Below are 21,150 nucleotides of genomic sequence, written 5' to 3' on the forward strand. Positions count from 1 at the left end.
CAACGTTGCATCAGAATCACGCACTCAACGTGCCTTGAGTAGACAAAAATGATGTCGTAAAGACCCATTGGTTCCTTGGCGGAGGGGTATTTTTCTCAAAATCAGATCACAATAATCCGTTTTTCGAGTCCTAACTTCCGCTCTTTTAAAATCAAAGGGGACGCCATTTCTGTTCGGCACTTGTAGTGCTGCTACAACTTTACCAGTCAGTAAAAATTGTGCGCAATAAAACTTTCAAACTTGTTGTGGTTTGAGAGCTTTATTCTGAACAATTATTCAATTGTCATGATAAAGTCTTTTCCATTATTAATCCGGTTTTGAAGTGTACTATTACAGTTTTTTCATCCTTGACCACAATCCGTTCAATTACCTTGTTCAGTAATTGCTTTGTTAAATCGTCATCATTGAACTCTCCTTTGTCTCCAAGGTTTACTATTAGAACCGCTTTTGTTTTGATCAAATACACTGTCGAGTCAGCAGGATCCGTTTTTATAATCGTATTGAATAACTTACTCAATAATTTCATCATTTCTGATTCTCTTATAGTTGCTGACTGTTTACATTGCACAGTCCCAGCTTTCAATCGCTCTCGACATCGCCAGACAAAGGATTTGCCACTTTTATTCTGCCATGACACTCTATTATAAGTGCCGCTACATTTGCCACAGATAATAAGTCCACTTAGCGGATAAGCTGAACTGTATCGTTTTCTAGTGCTTCTTTCACTAGCACAGCTTCTCCGTTTCATTTCCTCTTGAACAAGATAGAACTGTTCTTTTGTGATAATTGCCTCATGGCTATTTCTAACGTAGTACTTCTTTACATAACCATTATTCATGACTTTCTTCTTTGTTAAAAAGTCAATCGTATAGGTTTTTTGCAGAATTGCATCTCCCATGTATTTTTCACATTGAAGCATTTTATAAATCGTCTCGTGATGCCATTTTTCTTTTCCTGTCGTTGTTCTTATTCCTTCACTTTCAAGTACTCTCGCAATTTTATAAGTCCCAAGTCCTTGCAGATAAAGATCAAATATTCTTTTAACAACTGCAGCTTCTTCTGGAATAATGATTAGCTTCTCATCTTCATTTTTTGTGTATCCCATAAACTTCTTGTGATTCACCTGAACAATACCTTGTTCAAATTTCCGGATAATTCCCCACCTTGTGTTTTCGCTCAAGTTACGGCTTTCCTCTTGTGCTTGGCTACTCAAGATGGTGATTAGTAACTCACCGGTATTGTCCATTGTATCGATGTTCTCTTTTTCAAATAGAATTCGGATTTGCCTTTCTTTTAACTCGCGGATAATCCTTAAGCAGTCTACCGTATTCCTAGCAAACCGACTTATTGATTTTGTTAGAATCAGATCAATCTTGCCAGCATAACAGTCCTCAATCATATCATTGAAGCTATCACGGAATTTCGTACCAGTGGCTGCCTTACCTTCATCAGCATAGATACCGGCACAGTTCCAACTTTTGTTCATTCCGATTTTTCTTGTGTAATAAGCTATTTGAGCATCATAGCTATTTTCCTGCTGCTCAAATCTTGTACTGACCCTGCAGTATGCTGCTACATTTAGAGTTTTGTGTTCAATCCTAATATGTGAGTCATACTTGGGATCGGGCGGGATTATTGTAATGTCCTTTTGCTGCACTTTCATTCTCTCCTTTATAGATTTAATTTTTACTTTCTTATTATACAAAATCAAATCTATTTTAGAAATCAATCAAAGTTGTAACAAAACCAAAGAGCCTCAGCGTACGCCAAAGCCCTTGTAACGGAATTATCAAATTTTTTTATGTTCCTTAATCACGCTCAAATTAGCTTTGATGATTTGCTTCTCATGATACATCTTTTCATCAGCAGCACTAATCAAATCATCAACATGAGTTTTCTGTTTATTGTCAAAATCAACGACTCCATGGCTTACACTGATTAAGTAAGCTCTGTCTTCATTATTATTAATTTGATTATACTCTTGAACAATTCTCTCCCATATTTTTTCAGCCATATCGATTCCAATACCATTAAATACAATTAAAAACTCATCTCCGCCTAATCGCACTAAAAAGTCTTGTTCGCGGATTGTTCTTTTTATAATATCAGCTACCGTTATTATGAGTTCATCTCCCAATTTATGTCCGAGTGTATCGTTAACTTCCTTTAGGCCATTAATATCGATAAAACATAAACTACCTAAAAATTGACGTCTATCATCAGATGGAAATAACTCATTCAGCTTAGCAATACCTGCACGTCTATTAAAGGTCTTTGTAAGCGGGTCAAACTCGGAATAATATTTAATTCTCGAATACGTCTTTCTATTAACATAGACTAAGAACCCAACTATGCCTGAAATGATGCCTATCAAAATAAAATAATAAATATTCTTTACGAAAACATCTAAGCCCATTGCCCATACATTGTCATTAAAAAGCTCTCCGTTTTTCTGAGTTCTTTCGATTAATGAAACAATATACCAACTTCCATCCCCAAGAATAATCTGTTGATCGTGGATGTTCATTTTGTCCGCATTGAATTTATGACTTAAAACAACCGGTGTTACTGTTATCAGTCCTTTTTCAGTAGTAAATTGAGACTTGTTTTCAATAAGAGACTTCCACTCATTTGGAAAATCATGTTCAAAAGTTTTTTCTTTTTTCTCATCAAACATAAAGTTCCAATCATTCTCAGGATTTGATGACGATAAACTGTACCCATTTGCATTCAGTAGAATGATTTCGCCTTGACTATTATTCGCCAAATCTCTAAATCCTGACAACATATAATCAGCGAGATAATTCAACACAATGATACCTTGTAGTTTGCCTTTCTCATCATAAACTGGAGTGGAAAGACGGATCATTGGCTTATAAGGAATCTCTATTTTACCTTGCTCAATATTTAAATCGAGAGGAGATACATAGACACTCTCCTCATTGAGTTTTACTGTTTCAGTAAAATAGTAGCGATCTTTTTTATTTTGTAAATCTTTTGCAGGTACAATGTACCCGCCTTTTTCACTAATGTTAATACGGATTTTTTCATCTCCATTAGCATCTATATATCTGATCTGATCATATATACGCCTTTGAGTAGAAAACTCAGCCCAGTTAGCAGCTACATTTACATAGCTGTTCGTATCTAATAATTCATTTTCAAATGCATGATGGAGGTAATGTAGGTCTGATAATACCATGCTAAATTCACGCCCCATGAAGTCGCTTTCTAGTTTAACCACCCTTTGTTCTTGACTCTGCACAGCCTCAATCTTAGTTGTTCGTACTTCTTTTTCAAGAAAAAATAAAACCAAAAACGAGAGAGCAAATACCAATGCAAAAGATATTATGAAATACCCTATAGTGTTCCTTTTGTTATGACCAATATCCCCATCCAACAACAGCACCTCTTTTCTTTCTGCTTTACAGAACAAATTATTTATTTCATACCAAGTTTAAGTAAATAGTCTTTATACATGAAATCCGTTGTAATGATATGTTTGAATACCCATTGAACAATTTTTCCAAGCAGTTCTTTCAAGAACATTTTCTGATTGTCATCAATATTCTCGAGATTTACTGATTCAATGTACGCAATAAAATCATCATGTTCCTTCTTGTGCTCGTCGTATTCCGGGTATTTATACTTAATAAAAAGCTCTTCTTCGGTATTAAAATGATAAATAGTATAATCTTTTAGTTCCTCAATCACCGTAAAGATTTCATCATAATTATCATCGTCCTCTTCGTGATTGATTAATAATTCGTTGATGCGATTGCCAATTTCAAGCAACATCTTGTGTTGGTCATCGATTGAACCTATGCCTAACTCAAATTCCTTTTTCCATAGAAACATTTTAATGATCCCCCTTTAATTCAGTTGTAAAGTTACCATTCATCATCCAACAGTACTTTTCGCAAGCATGAACGATATCTGGGTCAAATTGAGTGCCCGCACAGCGTTTCAATTCTTCGATAGCCTGTTCATGAGAGAAAGCTTCTTTATATGTCCTAGTGGCCGTCATAGCTTCATAAGCATCTGCTACTGTTATGATTCTCGCAACCAGTGGAATATCTTCTCCTGAGATACCTCTTGGATATCCTTTCCCATCCCATCGTTCATGATGGGATAAAACATATTCTGCAAGTCTGGTATATACATCCGCAGATTTTAAAATGTGGTAACTGATCTCCGGATGCTTTTTAATCTCCGTAAATTCAGCATCTGTGAGTTTACCAGGCTTGTTCAATATGTCGTTATTGATTGCAATTTTTCCGATATCATGCATTAATCCAGCTAGTTCTAATTCTTTAAGCACTTCATCATCTAATTTCATGGACTCGCCAATTTTTCGACATAATTTTCCAACGCGTTCTGAGTGAACTTTTTCTCTTGCATTGGTTTCATGAAGTGTTTGCATAATCACTTTTATTGTTTGATTTCTCATGCTTTGGCTTTCGGTAATCTTTTTGCGATACATGTAGTCTTCAGCTTTGGCAAACACTTCCTTTATATCTTGGCTAATATATTCTTTTGTCTCCCAACCAATTGAAACTGATATGACAATATTGTCTACCTTTTGTTCGTCAATAGCTTTGTAAATTCTTTTAACAATCAGCTCCGCTTCTGTAGGACTTGTCTTAGGGAGTAATATGATAAATTCATCTCCACCTATTCTTGAAATAATGTCATCTGTTCGACACTCATTTTTAAGAACTTTTGCTACATTCTTCAAAAGCAAATCGCCCGCTTCATGGCCAAAAGCATCATTGGTAAGCTTAAGTCCATTAACGTCTAGCATGGCAATTGTAAACGGTAAGTTTCTTTCGACATCTAATCTCAACAATTCTTCTTCGAAGAAATGTCTATTGTATAGTCCTGTAAGTTGGTCGTGATAGCTCAAATATTGAATTTTCTCTTGTTTTTCTCTCTTATCACTACAATCTCTAAATACGACAACCACACCTGTAATATTTCCTTTTTCATCTCTAATTGGTGCTGCACTATCCTCAATAGGCACTTCTTCAGCATTCTTTTTGATAAGCAATGTATGATTTTCAAGTTCAATAATTTCCTCGGTTTTAAACACCTTTTCTACCGGATCATCACATTTCGTTCTAGTAAATTCATTGATAATTACAAAAACACTTTTAAACGGATGACCCTTTGCTTCTTCCATTGTCCAGCCAGTTAAACTTTCTGCAACACTGTTCATGATATCAACGTTTCCGTTAATATCCGTGGAAATTACACCATCGCCAATAGAATGAAGTGTTGTTTTGAATAAGGTTCTTTCTTCTTCATTGATATGTTCCAGCTCTTTAATCTTCGAAATATTTATATGGCAACCAACCATCCTAAGAGGTTTATCTCCATCCCATTCAACAACTCGACCTGAACATATAACCCATACTGTAGAACCATTTTTATGATGATATCTAACTTCGTTATAGAACGGAACTTCGCCCTTAGATGAAACGTGTTTTTCAAATTGTTCAAAAACTCTTGGAAGATCCTCCCTAAAAATAATGGCTTGCCAAGCCTCTGGGGAATTCTCAAGTTCATCATTTGAATAACCAAACATGGTCTTAAATGATGGACTCAAATATTCTGTGTTCGCCTTCAAATCCCAATCCCAATAACCAGAAAGAGTATCTTCTAAAATTGTTTCAAGAAGTCTCTTTTCACTTTCAATCTGTTCTTGTGCTTTTTTCTCTAACGTTACATCTGTAAAAACAGTAACGAAATAATTCGCCTGTGGGCTGTACACATTCACATTAAAATGCTTGTCCAATTCGCTAGAGTAATTCGAGAATTTCACGTTTTTTCCGTGGATTGCAACATCACCATAGGTGTCAATCCAGTATTGTTCTGTATTAGGGAACACTTCTTTTACAGTCTTATCTTTGATTTTATCAATCTGTAAGCCTGTAATTTTTTCGAATGCATGATTAGCATCTAAAAAACGATAGTCAATTGGTTGACCATCTTGATTTACCACTATTTCGTGTAGTGCGAATCCTTCGTTCATGTTTTCAAAAAGGGTTTTGAACTTATTTTTATTAGTTCTTTCATTCTTTTTAACTCGATTTATAACGAAAACAGCAATAATTAATGTGACGATAATAGCTCCAAACAAATAAATCACCATCATTTTATTTCTGATTGCTTCTCTTTCTGCTAGCTTTTTTGCCGTAATATCATGGACTATTGAAAACAGAACAGCATTACCTGTCTTGTCGCTTGCCGGAGAAGAATAAACCTCAACATCTTTTATTGATCCATCCTTTAAACGGTGTTTAAACTCAAAGTAATTTCTTTTTTCAAGGATAGCGGCTTTCATTTCTTCTTTTATTTCTTGATCAGATAGTATATTAATTTCACTGATTTTCATTTTAGTAAGTTCTTTTCTCGTGTATCCATAAAAGTCAGCGGCTGCACTGTTTGCATCTATAATATCCCCAGTTGTCGAATCAATGAGAAGCATAACAGATTTGTTATTCTCAAATATAGTATCCGGATTATAAGCATCAGTAGTATCAGCATACGCAGATACACTAGCCAATGATATAAAAATGATTAATAGTGAGAAAATAAAGTAAAACCTTTTCATTTGTTGGTACCCCTATCTATTTCAACTCTATCTATATAGAGTGAGATTTTTATTTGAATTCGAGGAAAACATACTAATCAGTGTATACATACCCATATCATTAAGAAAAGCACACCTATGTGCTTTCCTAAGCTTTGCTTCAATTGGCATCAGCTCTATTCCTTATATTATCGACAAATATTACGAAATGCTTTATATTTTGCACACACCTTGATTTTGATCGTCTTTAATGTTATTCTTAATATTTTTACAATCTAAATTATACCAGATTGCAAATACATTCGCAATGTAATTTGCTTGCAGAAATCTAGTTATTGCAACAGCTATGTAAGTTAGCGTATCACATTTTTCAATGGATACGCTATTCCAATCTACAGCATCCTAAATTCTGCCTGCATCACTGCCTCTTCCTCAGCAGCCCAGAGCTCTTCCATTTCTTCTCTGGTTGCTACCGCTATGTCTTTAGGTTCTGCTTCTCCCATCTGTATTGGAGCAAGGTGTGGAATAATCTCTCGGCACAAATCCTGATCCGGGCAATTCATTAGAAATCCACCAAATACTGATTCGCAAATCAATCTGTCACACATATCTGTCATGATGATCTTATCCGCTATATAAGCATTTTTTCCAATGAAATTGGCAATGTTTTCTGCTGTCATCTTGAACATATAATCGGTATGCGTTCCTTGATTTTCTCTTTTGAAAACACAGGCATATCCAAGGTTACCGTCTTCCATCAGTTCATATAGTTCTTCTTTCGTCATTATCATTTCTCCATTCTTTAAGTCGTTTGGGCAGATCTTTAGCTTTACTGAATCGGCAAGTCCAAACAGAAAACCGCAGCTACTTATTCAGCCACGGCCATTGTTCCTTTTCTGTTATTCCTATTTATTAGTCTTCGAAATAATCCACACTCTCAGTCATAACAATCCCTGAGTGAAACTGTATGGTAATTTTCATGCCCTTATTGACCTTGATGCTGTAGATTAATCTTTTCACCAGTTCTTGATCAAACTCTCTTACCTCTGGGTTTACGGTCTTGATTGCCTTGTCCAGTTCATCAACTCTTTCGGCATAGTTCTCAGCTTGCTTCTGTGCCCTTACAAGCTGTATTTTCGCCTGTTTTAGCTCGTTTATCTGCTCGGATAACTTTCTGTATGCTTCATCAAACTCTTCGCTGACAGCTCCTTGTCGTGCGTTATCTTCGATGAGCGTCAGCATCTGTTTTTGCAGGGCATCGATCTGGTCATCGTATTCAGTTGTAACCCCTTTGGTGCTATAGTTACCGATGACTCGAATCACATTCTCTCTAAAGGTTCCGATAAAATCGCCGTTATTTTCGACCACTTTATTGATTGCCTTCATGATTGCATCGTGCAGTTGTTCTTCTTTCAGGGTTGGCGAGTGATGACATTTGGAGCTTGTCCCTTGCTTAAGTCTGTCCTCACAGCGCCATACTGCTGATTTCTGACCATATTTAGACCATGTCTGTCTTCTGTATGAGTGACCGCATTCTCCGCAAGTCAGGAGTTCCGTCAGCACATATTTTGAGCTATATTTGCTCTTTTCTTTCTTAGCCTTATTTGCCTTTCTTGTTACTGCAGCTTTGTTGAGACTTGCTCTTCTGGCTTTTTCAACCTGTACTTGGTGAAACAGCTCTTTCGGGATAATCGCCTCATGGTTGTCTTCGATATAGTACTGTGGTGCATACCCTTGGTTCTTGACCTTCTTTTTCGTGAGGAAGTCGATGGTGTAAGTTTTCTGCATGCAGGCATCTCCGCAGAACTTCTCGTTTGAGAGCATCTTATCGATGGTGCCAGGATGCCAGTTTTCGAGCCCTGTTACGGTCTTTATGCCGTCATCTTGTAGTCCTTTGGCAATCTGTATGATGCTTTTTCCCTCCAGATACTCTCTGAAAATCCGTTTAACAATCACTGCTTCATCCGGAACGATGATGAGGTTACCATCGTCATCTTTAGTGTAGCCGAGAAACTTCTTATGGTTTACCGATATGATGCCGTTTTCAAATCTTCTGGTTAAGCCCCACCTTGTATTTTCGCTGATATTCCGGCTTTCCTCCTGAGCCTGACTACTTAGGATCGTAATCAGGAGTTCGCCACCGCTTTCCATGGTGTTGACGCCCTCTTTTTCGAAGATTACCGGCACATTCTTTTCTTTAAGCTTTCGAATGCACTGCAGGGCATCAACTGTGTTTCTAGCGAATCGGCTAACCGATTTTGTCAGTACCAGATCCACTTTTCCAGCCATGCATGCATCAATCATGGCATTGAAATCGTCACGTTTCTTTGTCTGTGTGGCGCTTTTCCCATCATCGGCGAATATTCCAGCACACTTCCAGTTTGGGTTGCTATTGATTTTTTCTGTATAATAATCGACCTGCGCTTCGTAGCTGCCTTCCTGCTGTTCTAGAAGCGTACTGACTCTGCAATAAGCGGCTACCCTGAGCGTTTTCTGTTCTACTCGTACATGTCTATCATATTTCATTTGAGGCGGTATGATTGCTACCGTCTTTTTTGCTACTGCCATGGTTACCATCCTTTCTTTGGGTTTCTATGGGTCTTTCTATGGTGATGCCACCTATAAATTCAACCGCTATCTTGGTTTCTTTATAAATGGTCATTTGCTTAATAATCGTTTTGAACAGTTCCTCGTCAAATTCCGTCAAGGTGGTGTTTTCCGCAAGAGCTTCTTTCAACTTCTCAGCATTTCTTGGTTGATCATATACTTTGGCCCCTGCATAGTAGAGCTGCGCTCGCCTGAGTATCAGTTCCGGTAGTATCGGATTCGAGTAGTCACCTTCCAGCTCCAGTTCCTTAATCCGGTTTTCTGTCTCTCTTAAATCCAAGCTCATCTTCGGCGGTTCTTGCGGTTTGATTTTTTCGATCAGCCACCTTTGCCTTAATAGTTGATTGGTGGCTTCTATAAAAATCTCTTTCAAGTCTTCATCAGTGAAGAAATGGTTTTTGCACAAAACCCGGTTTTGGTAGATATAGTGTTTGCACTTCCATTTGACCTTTTCAGAAGACTTTCCAGCATGCTCGATGTACTTCTTGTAGTTTTCACCACATTCGCCGCATCGGATCATGCCGCTGAAAACCGTTTGATTTCGAATGGCTTGCACTTGCTGTGTTCTACTGAGTTTCTTCTCTACTCTTCCCCTTCGCTCCTGTGCCTTTTTAAAGGTCTCGTCATCAATAAGTCTTGGATATAATTCGTCCCCTTGATACCTGATGTTCTGCAGGATCTTCCCCACTGAACCATGATTCCAATTCGGCTTCTTATTAGCATTAAGTACGCCTATTGCGGTCAGGTCTTTTGCGATGGCAAACATAGATTTCCCAGCGATGTAATCTGCAAAAATTGATTTTACCGTTTTCGCATGTTCCTCTTGTATTTCAACTGCTCCATTCACCATCTTGTATCCCATGGGCATATGTCTTTGCATCATTCCTGCTCACCACCTGTTCCTGCCTTCTCTATCAACTCCAGTCCATTAATCAGTTTGAAGGTTATCGTATTCTTTTGACCGATAATCACCTGCTCCACTGTATGGCTAAAGAGGCTTTCATCATAATCCTCCATAATCACGGGGTTATACCGGATGATTTCAAGCAGTCTTTGAGTACCAGTAATCTCCTTTTCGAACCCATTGGAATCCAGAAGGCTGTTCCTTTTTCTCTTCGTTTCTTCAAGTTCAACATTCAGAGCATTTTGTTTCTGTATAAAAAGAGCAGAGTCCACATATCCCTTTTGCGCTACTCGGCTCAGGATATGGCTCTGCTCAGTCAGTTCCATGATCTTATGGTTTAATTCTTCAATTTCAGTTTCTTGTTCCTTATTGATTCGAAGATTCTTAAGTGAGTCCAGCATCGGGATGAGTATGTACACATAATTGCTGACAAGTTTATTCCACATTGTCAGGTAGGCATCTTTGATGATGCCCTCACGAACCGGCTTCATTTTGCACATTGCACTGTTCTTAATGTGGTTTGTACAGCTCCATTGGATTTTCTCGTAAGGCTTACCAATGTAGATCTTTTGCCTTTTAAATGAGCCATTGCATTCACTGCACATGATTATGCTGCTGAACTCGTACCTGTTTTGATATTTTTCACTGCGGTCATTCCCCATCTGTTTCCTTCGATATTCATAAATCTCCCGAACCATTTGTCCTTGTTCTCTGGTGATAATCGGTTCATGGTTATCCTTAATAAAAAACTGAGGCATCTCGCCACGATTTCGTTTCTTCGTGAACGGGAGTACCTCAGTGGTGTAGGTTTTCTGTAAGATCAGATCACCTTCATATATAGGATTTTGAAGAATCTCTTTCACTGTACTTTCATTCCAAGTTTCTGCCGTTCTAACGGTTGGAACTTGGTCTTTATTTAAATCTCTTGTGATGACGTAGGATCCTTTACCACCCAGATACTCCAGGTAAATTCGGCGTACTATTTCCGCCTCATCTTCTTTAATCACCAGTTCGCCATCTTCATCCTTCGTATATCCATAGGCTACTGTGCTGAGCCTATAACTGCCATCCCTAAATCTCTTTTGAATACCCCAGCGGTTGTTGGTCGAGATGCTTTCGGATTCCCCTTGTGCCAAGGAGCTCAAAATCGTCAGCATCTGTTCGCTTTGCTCTGACAGGGTGTTGAGGTTCTCTTTTTCAAAGTATACTGTCACTCCAAGGGATTTCAGTTTCCGGATGGCTTCTATGCTATCAACTGTATTTCTAGCAAACCGAGTGACCGATTTCGTGATGATGACATCGATATTGCCATTTTCGCATTCATGCATCATTCGCAAAAATTCATCTCGGCTCTTAACCTTTGTTCCACTTTTTGCTTCATCCGCAAAGATGCCGATAAATTCCCAATCCTCACGTTTTCCGATATAGCTTTCGTAATATTCCACTTGAGCTACGTAGGAGGTGTGCTGCTTGGTGGAATCCGTGCTAACTCTGCAGTAAGCGCAAACCCGTTTTTTCGGTCTGAGAGTTTGTATGACATTCTGTCTCACCGGTTCTATTTTAGTTACTTTCTTTGCCATATGCGTCTTCCTCCTTTCTGGGCATGTGCCCCTTCTTAGCAACACACAATACTCCAAAGACTGGAACATAGCAAGTGTTTTTACGCATATACCTTAGCAAGCTGTGGGGAGAAGGATTGGCGGTTCAAATGATCGATTTTTTCGTACTCTTCCTCGCTCACGATGCCCCTTCTCATCAGAATGTCTAACATCTTCAGTGCCATTTTATATTGAACTTCACCCTTGGATTGCTCTCTGGTCATTCCATGAAGTTTCGCTTCTTCTTCCCCGATTTTAGTTAAATCAAAATCCATATCTTTTGCCTCCAATCTTTCATTTTGCTTAATATCACAAAAATAGGGATTGCCTTTCTCCTGACACCCGCATCCGCGAACACCAGAAGAAAGCAAGTCTATAGACTCTTGCAATCCCCATGGCTTCTGACATTAAGTCAGTTTTTATTCATTCACACACTGTATTTGACACAACTTCCCCAGTGCATAGCCTTTTTCAAGACTTAAGGGCGGTTTCATAAACTGAGGTCAGTTTACCTCATCATAGGATTCTCACCTCCTCCGGGATCTCCGCAGGCTGTCCCCATTGCGATGTCTATGGCTGGACAGAAGTATCATTATAGGCTGATGAGGTTATGGCAAAACAGTCGAACTGTTTGGAACCGTAGTTCCAACACTCTGCTTATGGATCAGATGGACCCGCTCGCACCTTATTGTTGGCCGCATTTATAAAATCAGAAAATCTCCCAAGAGAAAAAATCCATTTGCATGGATCAGTTCTGACCTTACAGGTGGTCATTGCGCATCTACCCGTGTCGCTTACCCTTTTCAGGCTCATCAGCTAACGTATTTATGAAACCGGATATTCATTTTTCAAGGTTCAAACGAGAAGATGAAAAGACCCCCTCACTTACTTCCACGATGAGCGAGGGGGTTGAGCGGATTTATTTTTGATTTTCTAAAAGTTTTTTTAGCTTACGGAGTATTCTCGCTTTCCTGTCGTTTATGGTTTTCTGAGGAATTCCAACGTTCTTAGCGAATTCTCGTTCCGTTAAACCTTGGTAGAACAGTGCATGAATCATTTCTAATTCATCAGCACTGAGTAACCCCAGGCTCTCTTTAAGCTTTGCAATCATCACAGCCTTGATCGCTATTTCTTCAACATTTGTCTCTTCATCAACAAACTGAGCATCTGCATCCATCAACCGTTCCAACGAATCCTCTCTGCTTGGAATAAAAAAAGCGACTTGCTTGGTTTCATCCAAAACAAATCGCTCTACTTTAAGGTCATATTCAAGATATTGAAGCCTTCTCTCACTTTGTCTTAAAACCGCTATCACCTCTTCACTTGCAGCAGGGTACATCTTTCGATAATTTGGTATTCTTCTTTCATATGCCATTTTTCAATTCTCCTTTTCTGATTTCTAAAGTGTCTTTTGGCAACATCAGAAACGGAGGTGAACGACATCTGAGCATTAAACAACATACTGACGTTTTCATCTGACCTCCTAAAAATAGGCAGAAAAAAAGCCGAGAATAACATTTCTGTTAGACTCGGCTTTGGCTGCCATGGTTAAGCGAATTTAGACATGATTAAACCCCATAACTAAAATGGTCATGGGGCTGATTTGCCTTTTATATTTGTGTTTTAAAAATGCCATAATTCGCCAGCATAGTCAGTGTAACATGTCAGTTGTCGGAAAGCAGTAGGGACTCCGTCGGGTTTATATCGGGTTATAGTCGGGTATTAGTCGGGGTATTTCCAGTTTGAAAAAAATTAGGTATTTCAAGGTCATCATTGATTGGACCAAAAATCCCCCGCATTGACGGAATGGTATAACCCCATAGGCAGATTGCAAAGAGCTCCAGCGCTTCTTTCTTTTTATCATAGTATGTACTGCGTTCGAGATTTAAAAGCTCTAGCATCTCAAATTCGGAGTACTTGTACACCGTCAGATATTGCTTGCTTAGAATCTCATGATAAAGCTTCCCATTGTCCGGATAGTCATAGATTTTGTTCATCGCATTGTCAATCAAAGCAATCAACCATTGAGTTTCAAAGAGAGATTTCACTTTTTCAGAAAAGCGATCCTGCTCGAATTCTGGTGCATAATTCGCCAAATATTCCAGTGCCTCTTCCATTGTTCTACTGCAATAAATCTCAGCACTTTCACAGACTTCAAGAGCTCGGCTGGATGCGGACCAAACGACAGGCCTATATATCTTAAGGAGTAGCTTCGTTTTATGCAGGACACCCTCCCTCTCAATATTCAATCCCTTGAACATTAGCGAACATTGTTTCATAACCTTGCTTTCTTTTCTCATGGCATCAACCCTTCCTATTAAATAGATCATTCTGAAATACCTAAGGCCAGAAATATCTCCATTATTTTTTTAGTTATAAATAAAAGACCACCGTTATCAATTGTCTTGCCATTTTTTATTAAAGAATTATAATTGATTGATATCCTTAGCAAGTTATCAATGATTCGGCAATACTGCTGAATTGATAAAAATTGTTCTTTAGGATAATCCAATGAAAAGTATTCTTGAAGTGATAATATAGCAGCTTCAATTTCGTCTATATCCCAGCTTCTATTGTTTGCCCTGAAAATTCCAATTAGCTTAGTCCAAAGCCTTTCCCTATCTATGCAAATATCTGTAACCAATTTGTCTTGGGATATATCATGGTATTTCAACTTTAATTCTTGTTTTATTGGCAACTTAAAAGAAATAGACTGTTCTGACTTATTACCCAAAAGTATCTTAAGCAGTTCGTTGTGTCCCTTACTTAATGCTTCATAAACGTTGTCAGAATCTGCATAAACATTAATCTCTTGTTGTTCAGGTGATTGTTCCCTGACTACTTTTTCTCCGAATTTGTTGACTTTAATTGAAACTAAATATTCTTTCATTTATTTTTCTCCTTTGAGTTACTAATGAAATTGGTTCTTTAATAAACATACAATCATTTTATTGATTGATATTTTCTATCCATATTTAATAATTTATACTAGCTCTATGTTTTTGTCAATACATATTCGGTATTCATTTTGAATAATTTCAACTATACTTTTTTTTGAATGTCTGCTATAATATTATTAAAATTGGTTAAACACAAAAGGAGAATGCAAAATGTATACTTATTTTTTTCACTTATCGCCCTCAAAATCTAATTCAAACATTGATTATACAGATGAAAAAGTAAAAAACATGTTAAATGAAGCTATAACAGCTATCAATAATGGTCTTGCTTTTAGTAGAGACGGAAAGACAATTAGTATTAATAACATTGATGTAAATAAAATAGAACTAACGCTTTCATGCAAAACAGCACTAACACATTCCGCTCGAAGCTTAAGTGCACTCACTAGATATCTGACCACATACTATAGTGAGTATTTCGAACCCTACGTGTATAATAAAACCCTTTTCAATATGAAGCTCATATCACAGGAAAGTCATTTCGGTTTAGAAACTAATGAGATTTCAGATACCGACCTGCTAAAAGGGGTTATTGATATCCTCTACACATACACAACCACAACCAAAAAAGAGGCAGATTTAAGGATTGACACTATAAACCAAATGAAGGACCTCATAAAACCATTTTTAAGCAAACTATGAAGGACACCTTCCCTCTCATTATTCAATCCCTTGAACATTAGCGAACATTGTTTCATAACCTTGCTTTCTTTTCTCATGGCATCAACCCTTCCTTATATTTCATGTTGACTAATATCAATGGTTAGTGGTATATTCATTACGCACGATGTTGCGTGCAACATAGTCAAATTATAACCGAACTTATGTTCTTTTGTCAATCGGAATATAGTGCACCAGGCTGCATAAAAAAGCAGCAGAAAAGGAAGGAGTTAAGGCCATGTTATTTGGTGATAGAATTAAAGAACTCAGGAATTTGGCTGATATGAGTCAGCAGGAATTGGCGAACAGGACAGGCCTTTCATTACGCTCCATTCAGAATTATGAGAGCAATCAACGCTATCCGAAGGATGTGGCTATCCTAAACAAGCTTTGTGCCGCATTAGGCACAACCATTGAGGAGCTGATGAAAGAAGAAGACCAATTTATTTTGGAAGCAGCATCGAAATTTGGTTCACGTGGTAAAAATGATGCCGAGAAACTCATAGAAGAAGTTGGCGGACTTTTTGCCGGCGGCGAACTGAATGAAGAAGATAAAGATAAGGTTTTTAGAGCTATTACCGAAATGTATTGGAAAGCAAAAGACAATAATAAAAAGTACACTCCCAAAAAATACAAAAAGAACAGCGGGGCTAATAAATAGTCACTGTCCGTTTTTCGGGATAGTCTGTTTGTTATACTTATTATGCTGGGGGAGGTGAACTTTTCGTGCCAAATAGAGAATATATTCAAAATGTCGCCAATAAGCTAATCAAGAAATTTGATACCCGTGATCCTTTTCAACTATGCCAAGCAATCGGTGTAGAAGTCTTCTACGCTGATCTTGGCAACCTGAAGGGTATGTACAAATACCTTAAGAAAAACCGGTTTGCAGTCATAAATGAAAATCTGGATCCATTCACTAAAACCCTTGTTTGTGCCCATGAGCTTGGCCATGATATTTTGCATCAGAATCTGGCCAGAAAGGTTTGCCTGCAGGAGTTCATCCTCTATGACATGAAGAGTCGCCCAGAATATGAGGCCAACCTTTTTGCCTCGGAGATTCTCCTTCCTGACGATATCATTTTAAACTTAGCCCGTGACGGCTATGACATCGAGCAGATTTCAAAAGAGCTTTGTACAGACATAAATCTGATTGCTCTTAAGGTATCCTCGATGAATACAAGGGGATATCGGTTCGATAACACAATTGATGCAAAATGCAACTTCTTAAAATAAAAGGACTTCCAAATGGAGGTCCTAATTTTTGTTGTTTTAAATTATCTCTTCTTTGACTAGCCTCCAATAATGTCGCCCAGCAGATGTTAATTTGCAGGTTTTTGAATTCATTGCAGCGTAATACATGTGTTCTTCTCCACACGGAACAACAAGTCCGACCCCTTCCAACTTTTGAAGATCAGAAAATATTGCTACATTGTTTAGATCTGCATAAGGCTCAATCACCTTATGTTCAACATCAACAGAATTTGTAGGTTCAAAAGATGGGTTCAGTCCCATTTCGTCACTCGAATCTATAAAGTATTGAGTTAGTTTCTTTAAAACCTCAATATTGACTTGTGCTTTTACCGTTCTAATTGGCAGAAAACGAGTGACATTTGTTTTAAATACCGGCCTTTGTTCCCAAGGGCCAAGAGACTTATCAATATAGGCATAGATACCACTAGGAGTAATATGACCTGTCACGTCAGCTGCCCCGCCATTAATTGCTTCAATCAATAATGATGTAAATACTCCTCGCCCATCGGTTTCTATCGCATATTGATCCGACCTACTTGCAGTTAGAATAGTAACACCTTCAGCTATTGTTGCTGTATTCTGACCAGATGTGTTTATGCCGCCCATAAATCCTGAATGGCAGCAATCTAATATAACGATTTTATTTTTACACTTTGAGTCATTAACAATAGTCAATATTTCATGCATTGAAACCCCATAATCATTCGGAGCAAAATCCGGTGTCACAAGATATCCGCCAATGGAATCGATATATCCATGACCTGAAAAGTAAAGCAATGCTATATCATCATTCCCTGAGAAGCATTCATGAATTAGTCCCTTCAAGTCCCCTTTACTCTGGACGTCTATAGCTCTCTTTACAAAAAAATTCTTTGTTCCATCTTCGTTTCTCTCAAGCATTGATGCAATCTCATTTGCGTCATTTATGCAACCTGATAGCGGACTATTTGGATAATTATTGATACCTACAATAAGTGCCTTCCTCATACTATCACCTCCATATTATTTGCTCTGTCTTCTAATAGCGTCGACAATTGATTGTGTATTCCATTTAACAATTTCATCAGCAGCAGCTTTAACGACTGCCGATGTTTTTTCTGCTCCCCAAGGTTCAATTGCAATAATCCTTTTGGGGGTACCAAAACCTTTTTTCGCTAAATCAATTTCAACATTTATCCACTTACTATAGGATGAGTAAACACCCGCAAGAATTATGACACAGTTTGCAGAATTCATTTGCCGTTTTATAGCTTCTTTCAATAAGTATTGGTTAGGCGCATTATGAATTGGATCATTCTTCGGGACTGAATAATTCCGATATTCAAATCGATCCGCATTATTCAGTAGTTGGATCAGTTTTTCGTATGCATCTGAATAGTTCCATGAATGACTAATAAATAGATTATACATTCTCAGTGACCTCCTTAAGCATTAAAGCTTTGATTTGACTTGTTTGTAGAACATTTCAATTTCAGTATTCTTGCGTGAAGCAAATTGACGATTTTCGTATAAGATCTTCATTTTTTCGGCCACAAGCTCTCTTGCATCAAGGTATTTGTCAATATCGCCAGGTGTTTTAAGTCTTGGCCAATAACTCAAGAACCCCGGCAATTGAACTTCAGACTTTAGAAATGATGCAATTGGTAGTTCCATTTGAGTGGCTATTCCTACTTCAAACGGAACCCATTGAGAAAATCTAGTCTTCTCAGACATAACAACAATAATATCTGTGCAATTGTTCAGATTGGATTTGATATGATCCGTTAGTGCTTTACCATCCTCAGTTAATTTTGAATCCAGAAGATCCAGATAAAAATCCACTTCTCGTAATTTAAAATACAGTGCTAACTTTTTGACAATTTCTTCGTCTTCTTGTTTGTGAGAAATAAAAAACTTCATTTGCCCCTCCAAATTTTCCGGTATTCTATTAGCTTTTGTTTCATTTTTCAATAACAAACCCGCTCCAGCTATCCGCATATTGCAGCAGCAATGTCAAAGGCTCTTCGTGTGTTGCAACCGACCGGTTATCATCAACGTACTGACCATCATGATAAACAATGGCTTGTACTTCTTCTTCCGTGAGATCTATATGTTTTGAAGCAAGATATAGGCTTCTCACTGGAACGCTTAAATACGTTAGATTCTTATTGAATCGGTATGGTGGATCCGCCTTGTAACCACTTTGCTGTTGTTTATCAGTTGGTTCATTTATAAGATATTGAGGGTTCCCAGGCATCCCCACTTTCCCTAAATCGTGAACCAACGAGACAATGACGCAGCTTTCCTCACTGATATCTGGATCCAGTGCTTCTCGAATTTTCAGCATAGATTCCGCAACATTGACACAATGCTCAAGCAATCCACTTTCTTTACAAAGATGATATTTCGTACTTGCTGGAGCTATAAGCCATGTGGTTTCGTTTTCCATAAAGCTTATTAGCCTGTCAAATTGACTTTTTCTCTCGGCCACCATGCTTTTTAAAGACTCGTACCTTTCGGCAATATTATTGTCCATATTTTCACCCTACTTTTTCACAATTACTTCAGTACGTCTGTCAATCTTGTACTCAAACCGTACTAATACCTCACTGTCAGCTGGCACAGATAATCTATATTCCAACTGTGTAGCAGTTTTCTTTATAAACTCATGAGAGGACTTTACCATTTCCCAAATGCCCCATACGTATGGTTCAAAGCTGATTTCAGCCTCAGTATTTTTGTGATTTCGAATGATACACTCATACGTGTAATGTTCGAATCCTGCTGCTTTTTTTCGATCAACCTCGCTGTATTCAAAAGCAATATCAAACGCCTTGCCAATAGATAACTTGAGAGTTTCATCTTTTGCTGTATGCTCAATATGATCTTCACCGATAAATTCAAGTGAGCCATCAGCCTCGTCTTCTTTATACAGCTTTATTTTGCCCTTCGGCATCGCTATGCCAAGTCCATCATCTTTGCGATTAATAAACTCTACAATTACATCCGCCTTCTCTTCATGCAAATCGAGCTTATAGTACTGCTTATACGGAATTTGGTTTCCTGACAAAATACATATTTGTTTCGATTGATTGTCCTTGAGCGTTGTACGCTGGTTTAACGTATACATATGATAGTCGAAGAATGCCTTTTCTTCTGCTTGAGGTGCAGCTGCAGATTCGCAGACATAGTATCTTGAATCAATCTCATCGTCTTCATCCTTAATCCGATTGACTTCACCAGCAATAAGCTTTACTTTTGCATTTTCAAATGACATCCCGCATTTGTTCTCGATTTCTGCCCAACCAATAAGATTTAAGGTTCCATCTTTTAGTTCAACTACATAGTTGGCAGTCCAAGTGAAACCGCCACTCAAATACGAAACCAGAACATCCTCGGCTGCCTTTCCATCTGTTTTCCATACCAATGCAGGTTTTACAATGAGACCGGAAGGTAATGATGGAAGGACAAGCTCCGCCTGTGTGTCTAGATAGATTTCTTTCGTCTCCGAATCTTCCAATACACATCTACCGCCGCACTCAATAGACAACAACCGGCAGTTCTTTTTATCTCCGGTCTTACGATCTTTTAAATAAACCGCTTTATCAATATACTTTCTTAGCAATTTGTCTCGGTCAACTAGATCAAAATCGTAGTTGAATTCAAGAATATTTATACCATCAACAATCAGTGAATCCGTTTCAATCTTCTGTGAAACATCTGCATAAATCAGCTCTGTAACCCCATTTTCAAGATGAACTGTTCTTCTTTCTTTGACAGCACCAAATCCACCATTGTAGATTGTTAATGCTATTTCCTTTGTGTCTTCACAAGTAGTAATTTTCGCCATAAAAAATACACCTCCGTTTATATTTATTGTATCAAACAGCAAGTACAATAAAACGGACAGTGCATCTCTCATTTTGCATGATTTATAATTTGCTCAATTGAATCCAGACACCAATTTATTATCTTTCAATGTCAATATTAAAAAGGGGCAAGAATTCGCCGATCGCTTTGTCTTCTAGATAAAACCTATTTGCAGATTCAAGATCCCCATCAAGTAGCACATATGAAAGCCCAATATTATGTAGCATCAATTTTCTAATATCAGCCTCATTCAAGAACATCCTCTCAATTCTATCCCTTACCTGATTGCTTGTTGTTTTTCTTTCTTCGCTGAGAGCTTTTTCACCCAGGCTCAACCCTCTCTTGGTTTTCAGTTGCAAATGAAGGCTTAATCTTTTATGTAAGCTGTCCGCTGTTTTACCAACGTATAAGGGAATCTTGCCATCAACATGAATTTGATTAATCCAGTCATCAGAGAATTCTACATCAACATTTCTACCGTTTGGCCCTTTGAATCTCATTATTCGATTAACGTCCCCAGCTAAAAAGTCTTCTGATGAGCCTGTCCACCAAAAGGCATAAACTGCCCCTGAACTCGGAAAGATGTTTGCCTTTAATCTATAACTCCCATCGGAAAGGTGATCGACAACATCTAGAAGATTAACATTTCGAAGTTCCTTTAAATTTTCCATTTCTCGCTGAATAACATCAATATTTAGTCTCACTGTCCAACACCACCCTAAT

At 38.0% G+C, this 21,150-nt stretch carries 21 protein-coding genes; 3 read left to right on the top strand and 18 right to left on the bottom strand.

The annotated features are described in order from the left end of the window. Nucleotides 1-283: 283 nt before the first annotated feature. The 12 genes from CLOSA_RS13830 to CLOSA_RS13890 form a co-directional block, all read right to left on the bottom strand. Nucleotides 284-1,663: a recombinase family protein gene (locus tag CLOSA_RS13830; RefSeq protein ID WP_041708642.1), complete on the bottom strand. Its 1,380-nt coding sequence runs from the start codon at nt 1,661-1,663 to the stop codon at nt 284-286. 126 nt (nt 1,664-1,789) lie between these two features. After that, nucleotides 1,790-3,400: a diguanylate cyclase domain-containing protein gene (locus tag CLOSA_RS13835; protein ID WP_013273384.1), complete on the bottom strand. Its 1,611-nt coding sequence runs from the start codon at nt 3,398-3,400 to the stop codon at nt 1,790-1,792. A 41-nt stretch (nt 3,401-3,441) separates the two neighbouring features. Continuing rightward, nucleotides 3,442-3,858 carry a bacteriohemerythrin gene (locus tag CLOSA_RS13840; RefSeq protein WP_013273385.1) on the bottom strand — a complete coding sequence of 139 codons (417 nt, stop codon included), beginning with the start codon at nt 3,856-3,858 and terminating at the stop codon, nt 3,442-3,444. Nucleotide 3,859: 1 nt separating this feature from the next. Then, nucleotides 3,860-6,616, bottom strand: a complete 2,757-nt coding sequence (locus CLOSA_RS21810) for a PAS domain S-box protein (protein ID WP_013273386.1) — start codon at nt 6,614-6,616, stop codon at nt 3,860-3,862. A 371-nt stretch (nt 6,617-6,987) separates the two neighbouring features. After that, nucleotides 6,988-7,380, bottom strand: coding sequence for a hypothetical protein (locus CLOSA_RS13855; RefSeq protein ID WP_013273387.1), 393 nt, complete (start codon nt 7,378-7,380; stop codon nt 6,988-6,990). Nucleotides 7,381-7,507: 127 nt separating this feature from the next. After that, a complete protein-coding gene (locus CLOSA_RS13860; RefSeq protein WP_013273388.1) occupies nt 7,508-9,163 on the bottom strand; it encodes a recombinase family protein in 1,656 nt (551 codons plus the stop codon). Next, nucleotides 9,111-10,085, bottom strand: coding sequence for a recombinase family protein (locus tag CLOSA_RS13865; protein WP_013273389.1), 975 nt, complete (start codon nt 10,083-10,085; stop codon nt 9,111-9,113). The genes CLOSA_RS13860 and CLOSA_RS13865 overlap by 53 nt, the downstream gene beginning before the upstream one ends. Next, entirely contained in the window at nt 10,082-11,686 is a 1,605-nt protein-coding gene (locus tag CLOSA_RS13870) for a recombinase family protein (RefSeq protein ID WP_013273390.1), read from the bottom strand. The genes CLOSA_RS13865 and CLOSA_RS13870 overlap by 4 nt, the downstream gene beginning before the upstream one ends. A gap of 80 nt (nt 11,687-11,766) precedes the next feature. Next, a complete protein-coding gene (locus tag CLOSA_RS13875) occupies nt 11,767-11,979 on the bottom strand; it encodes an SHOCT domain-containing protein (RefSeq protein WP_013273391.1) in 213 nt (70 codons plus the stop codon). 644 nt (nt 11,980-12,623) lie between these two features. After that, entirely contained in the window at nt 12,624-13,079 is a 456-nt protein-coding gene (locus tag CLOSA_RS13880) for a sigma factor-like helix-turn-helix DNA-binding protein (RefSeq protein ID WP_013273392.1), read from the bottom strand. Between the two features lie 334 nt (nt 13,080-13,413). Beyond that, nucleotides 13,414-14,004: a hypothetical protein gene (locus CLOSA_RS13885; protein WP_049791672.1), complete on the bottom strand. Its 591-nt coding sequence runs from the start codon at nt 14,002-14,004 to the stop codon at nt 13,414-13,416. Nucleotides 14,005-14,030: 26 nt separating this feature from the next. Further along, a complete protein-coding gene (locus CLOSA_RS13890) occupies nt 14,031-14,594 on the bottom strand; it encodes a hypothetical protein (protein ID WP_013273394.1) in 564 nt (187 codons plus the stop codon). Between the two features lie 220 nt (nt 14,595-14,814). Here CLOSA_RS13890 and CLOSA_RS13895 point away from each other — a divergent pair, with 220 nt between their 5' ends. From CLOSA_RS13895 to CLOSA_RS13905, 3 genes are all read left to right on the top strand, one after another. Then, nucleotides 14,815-15,306 carry a hypothetical protein gene (locus tag CLOSA_RS13895; RefSeq protein WP_013273395.1) on the top strand — a complete coding sequence of 164 codons (492 nt, stop codon included), beginning with the start codon at nt 14,815-14,817 and terminating at the stop codon, nt 15,304-15,306. A 256-nt stretch (nt 15,307-15,562) separates the two neighbouring features. Next, nucleotides 15,563-15,985 (top strand): helix-turn-helix domain-containing protein, encoded by a 423-nt coding sequence (locus CLOSA_RS13900; RefSeq protein WP_013273396.1) that lies wholly within the window; start codon nt 15,563-15,565, stop codon nt 15,983-15,985. 65 nt (nt 15,986-16,050) lie between these two features. Further along, nucleotides 16,051-16,560: an ImmA/IrrE family metallo-endopeptidase gene (locus CLOSA_RS13905; protein WP_013273397.1), complete on the top strand. Its 510-nt coding sequence runs from the start codon at nt 16,051-16,053 to the stop codon at nt 16,558-16,560. A 36-nt stretch (nt 16,561-16,596) separates the two neighbouring features. Here the strand turns inward: CLOSA_RS13905 and CLOSA_RS13910 are convergent, their stop codons facing one another. The 6 genes from CLOSA_RS13910 to CLOSA_RS13935 form a co-directional block, all read right to left on the bottom strand. Beyond that, nucleotides 16,597-17,565: a caspase family protein gene (locus CLOSA_RS13910; protein ID WP_013273398.1), complete on the bottom strand. Its 969-nt coding sequence runs from the start codon at nt 17,563-17,565 to the stop codon at nt 16,597-16,599. A 15-nt stretch (nt 17,566-17,580) separates the two neighbouring features. Further along, nucleotides 17,581-17,988 carry a TIR domain-containing protein gene (locus tag CLOSA_RS13915; protein WP_013273399.1) on the bottom strand — a complete coding sequence of 136 codons (408 nt, stop codon included), beginning with the start codon at nt 17,986-17,988 and terminating at the stop codon, nt 17,581-17,583. A gap of 21 nt (nt 17,989-18,009) precedes the next feature. Continuing rightward, the gene (locus tag CLOSA_RS13920) at nt 18,010-18,528 is read right to left on the bottom strand and encodes a toll/interleukin-1 receptor domain-containing protein (protein ID WP_242647742.1); all 519 of its coding nucleotides are present in this window, start codon (nt 18,526-18,528) and stop codon (nt 18,010-18,012) included. Next, nucleotides 18,518-19,093, bottom strand: coding sequence for a phosphohydrolase (locus tag CLOSA_RS13925; RefSeq protein ID WP_013273401.1), 576 nt, complete (start codon nt 19,091-19,093; stop codon nt 18,518-18,520). Before CLOSA_RS13925 ends, CLOSA_RS13920 begins: the two co-directional genes overlap by 11 nt. A gap of 9 nt (nt 19,094-19,102) precedes the next feature. Then, a complete protein-coding gene (locus tag CLOSA_RS13930) occupies nt 19,103-20,407 on the bottom strand; it encodes a DUF4139 domain-containing protein (protein ID WP_041708644.1) in 1,305 nt (434 codons plus the stop codon). Between the two features lie 118 nt (nt 20,408-20,525). Continuing rightward, nucleotides 20,526-21,131 (bottom strand): hypothetical protein, encoded by a 606-nt coding sequence (locus CLOSA_RS13935; protein ID WP_013273403.1) that lies wholly within the window; start codon nt 21,129-21,131, stop codon nt 20,526-20,528. Between the last annotated feature and the right edge of the window lie 19 nt (nt 21,132-21,150).

The sequence above is a fragment of the [Clostridium] saccharolyticum WM1 genome (assembly GCF_000144625.1).
GTDB classification, from domain to species: Bacteria; Bacillota; Clostridia; order Lachnospirales; family Lachnospiraceae; genus Lacrimispora; species Lacrimispora saccharolytica.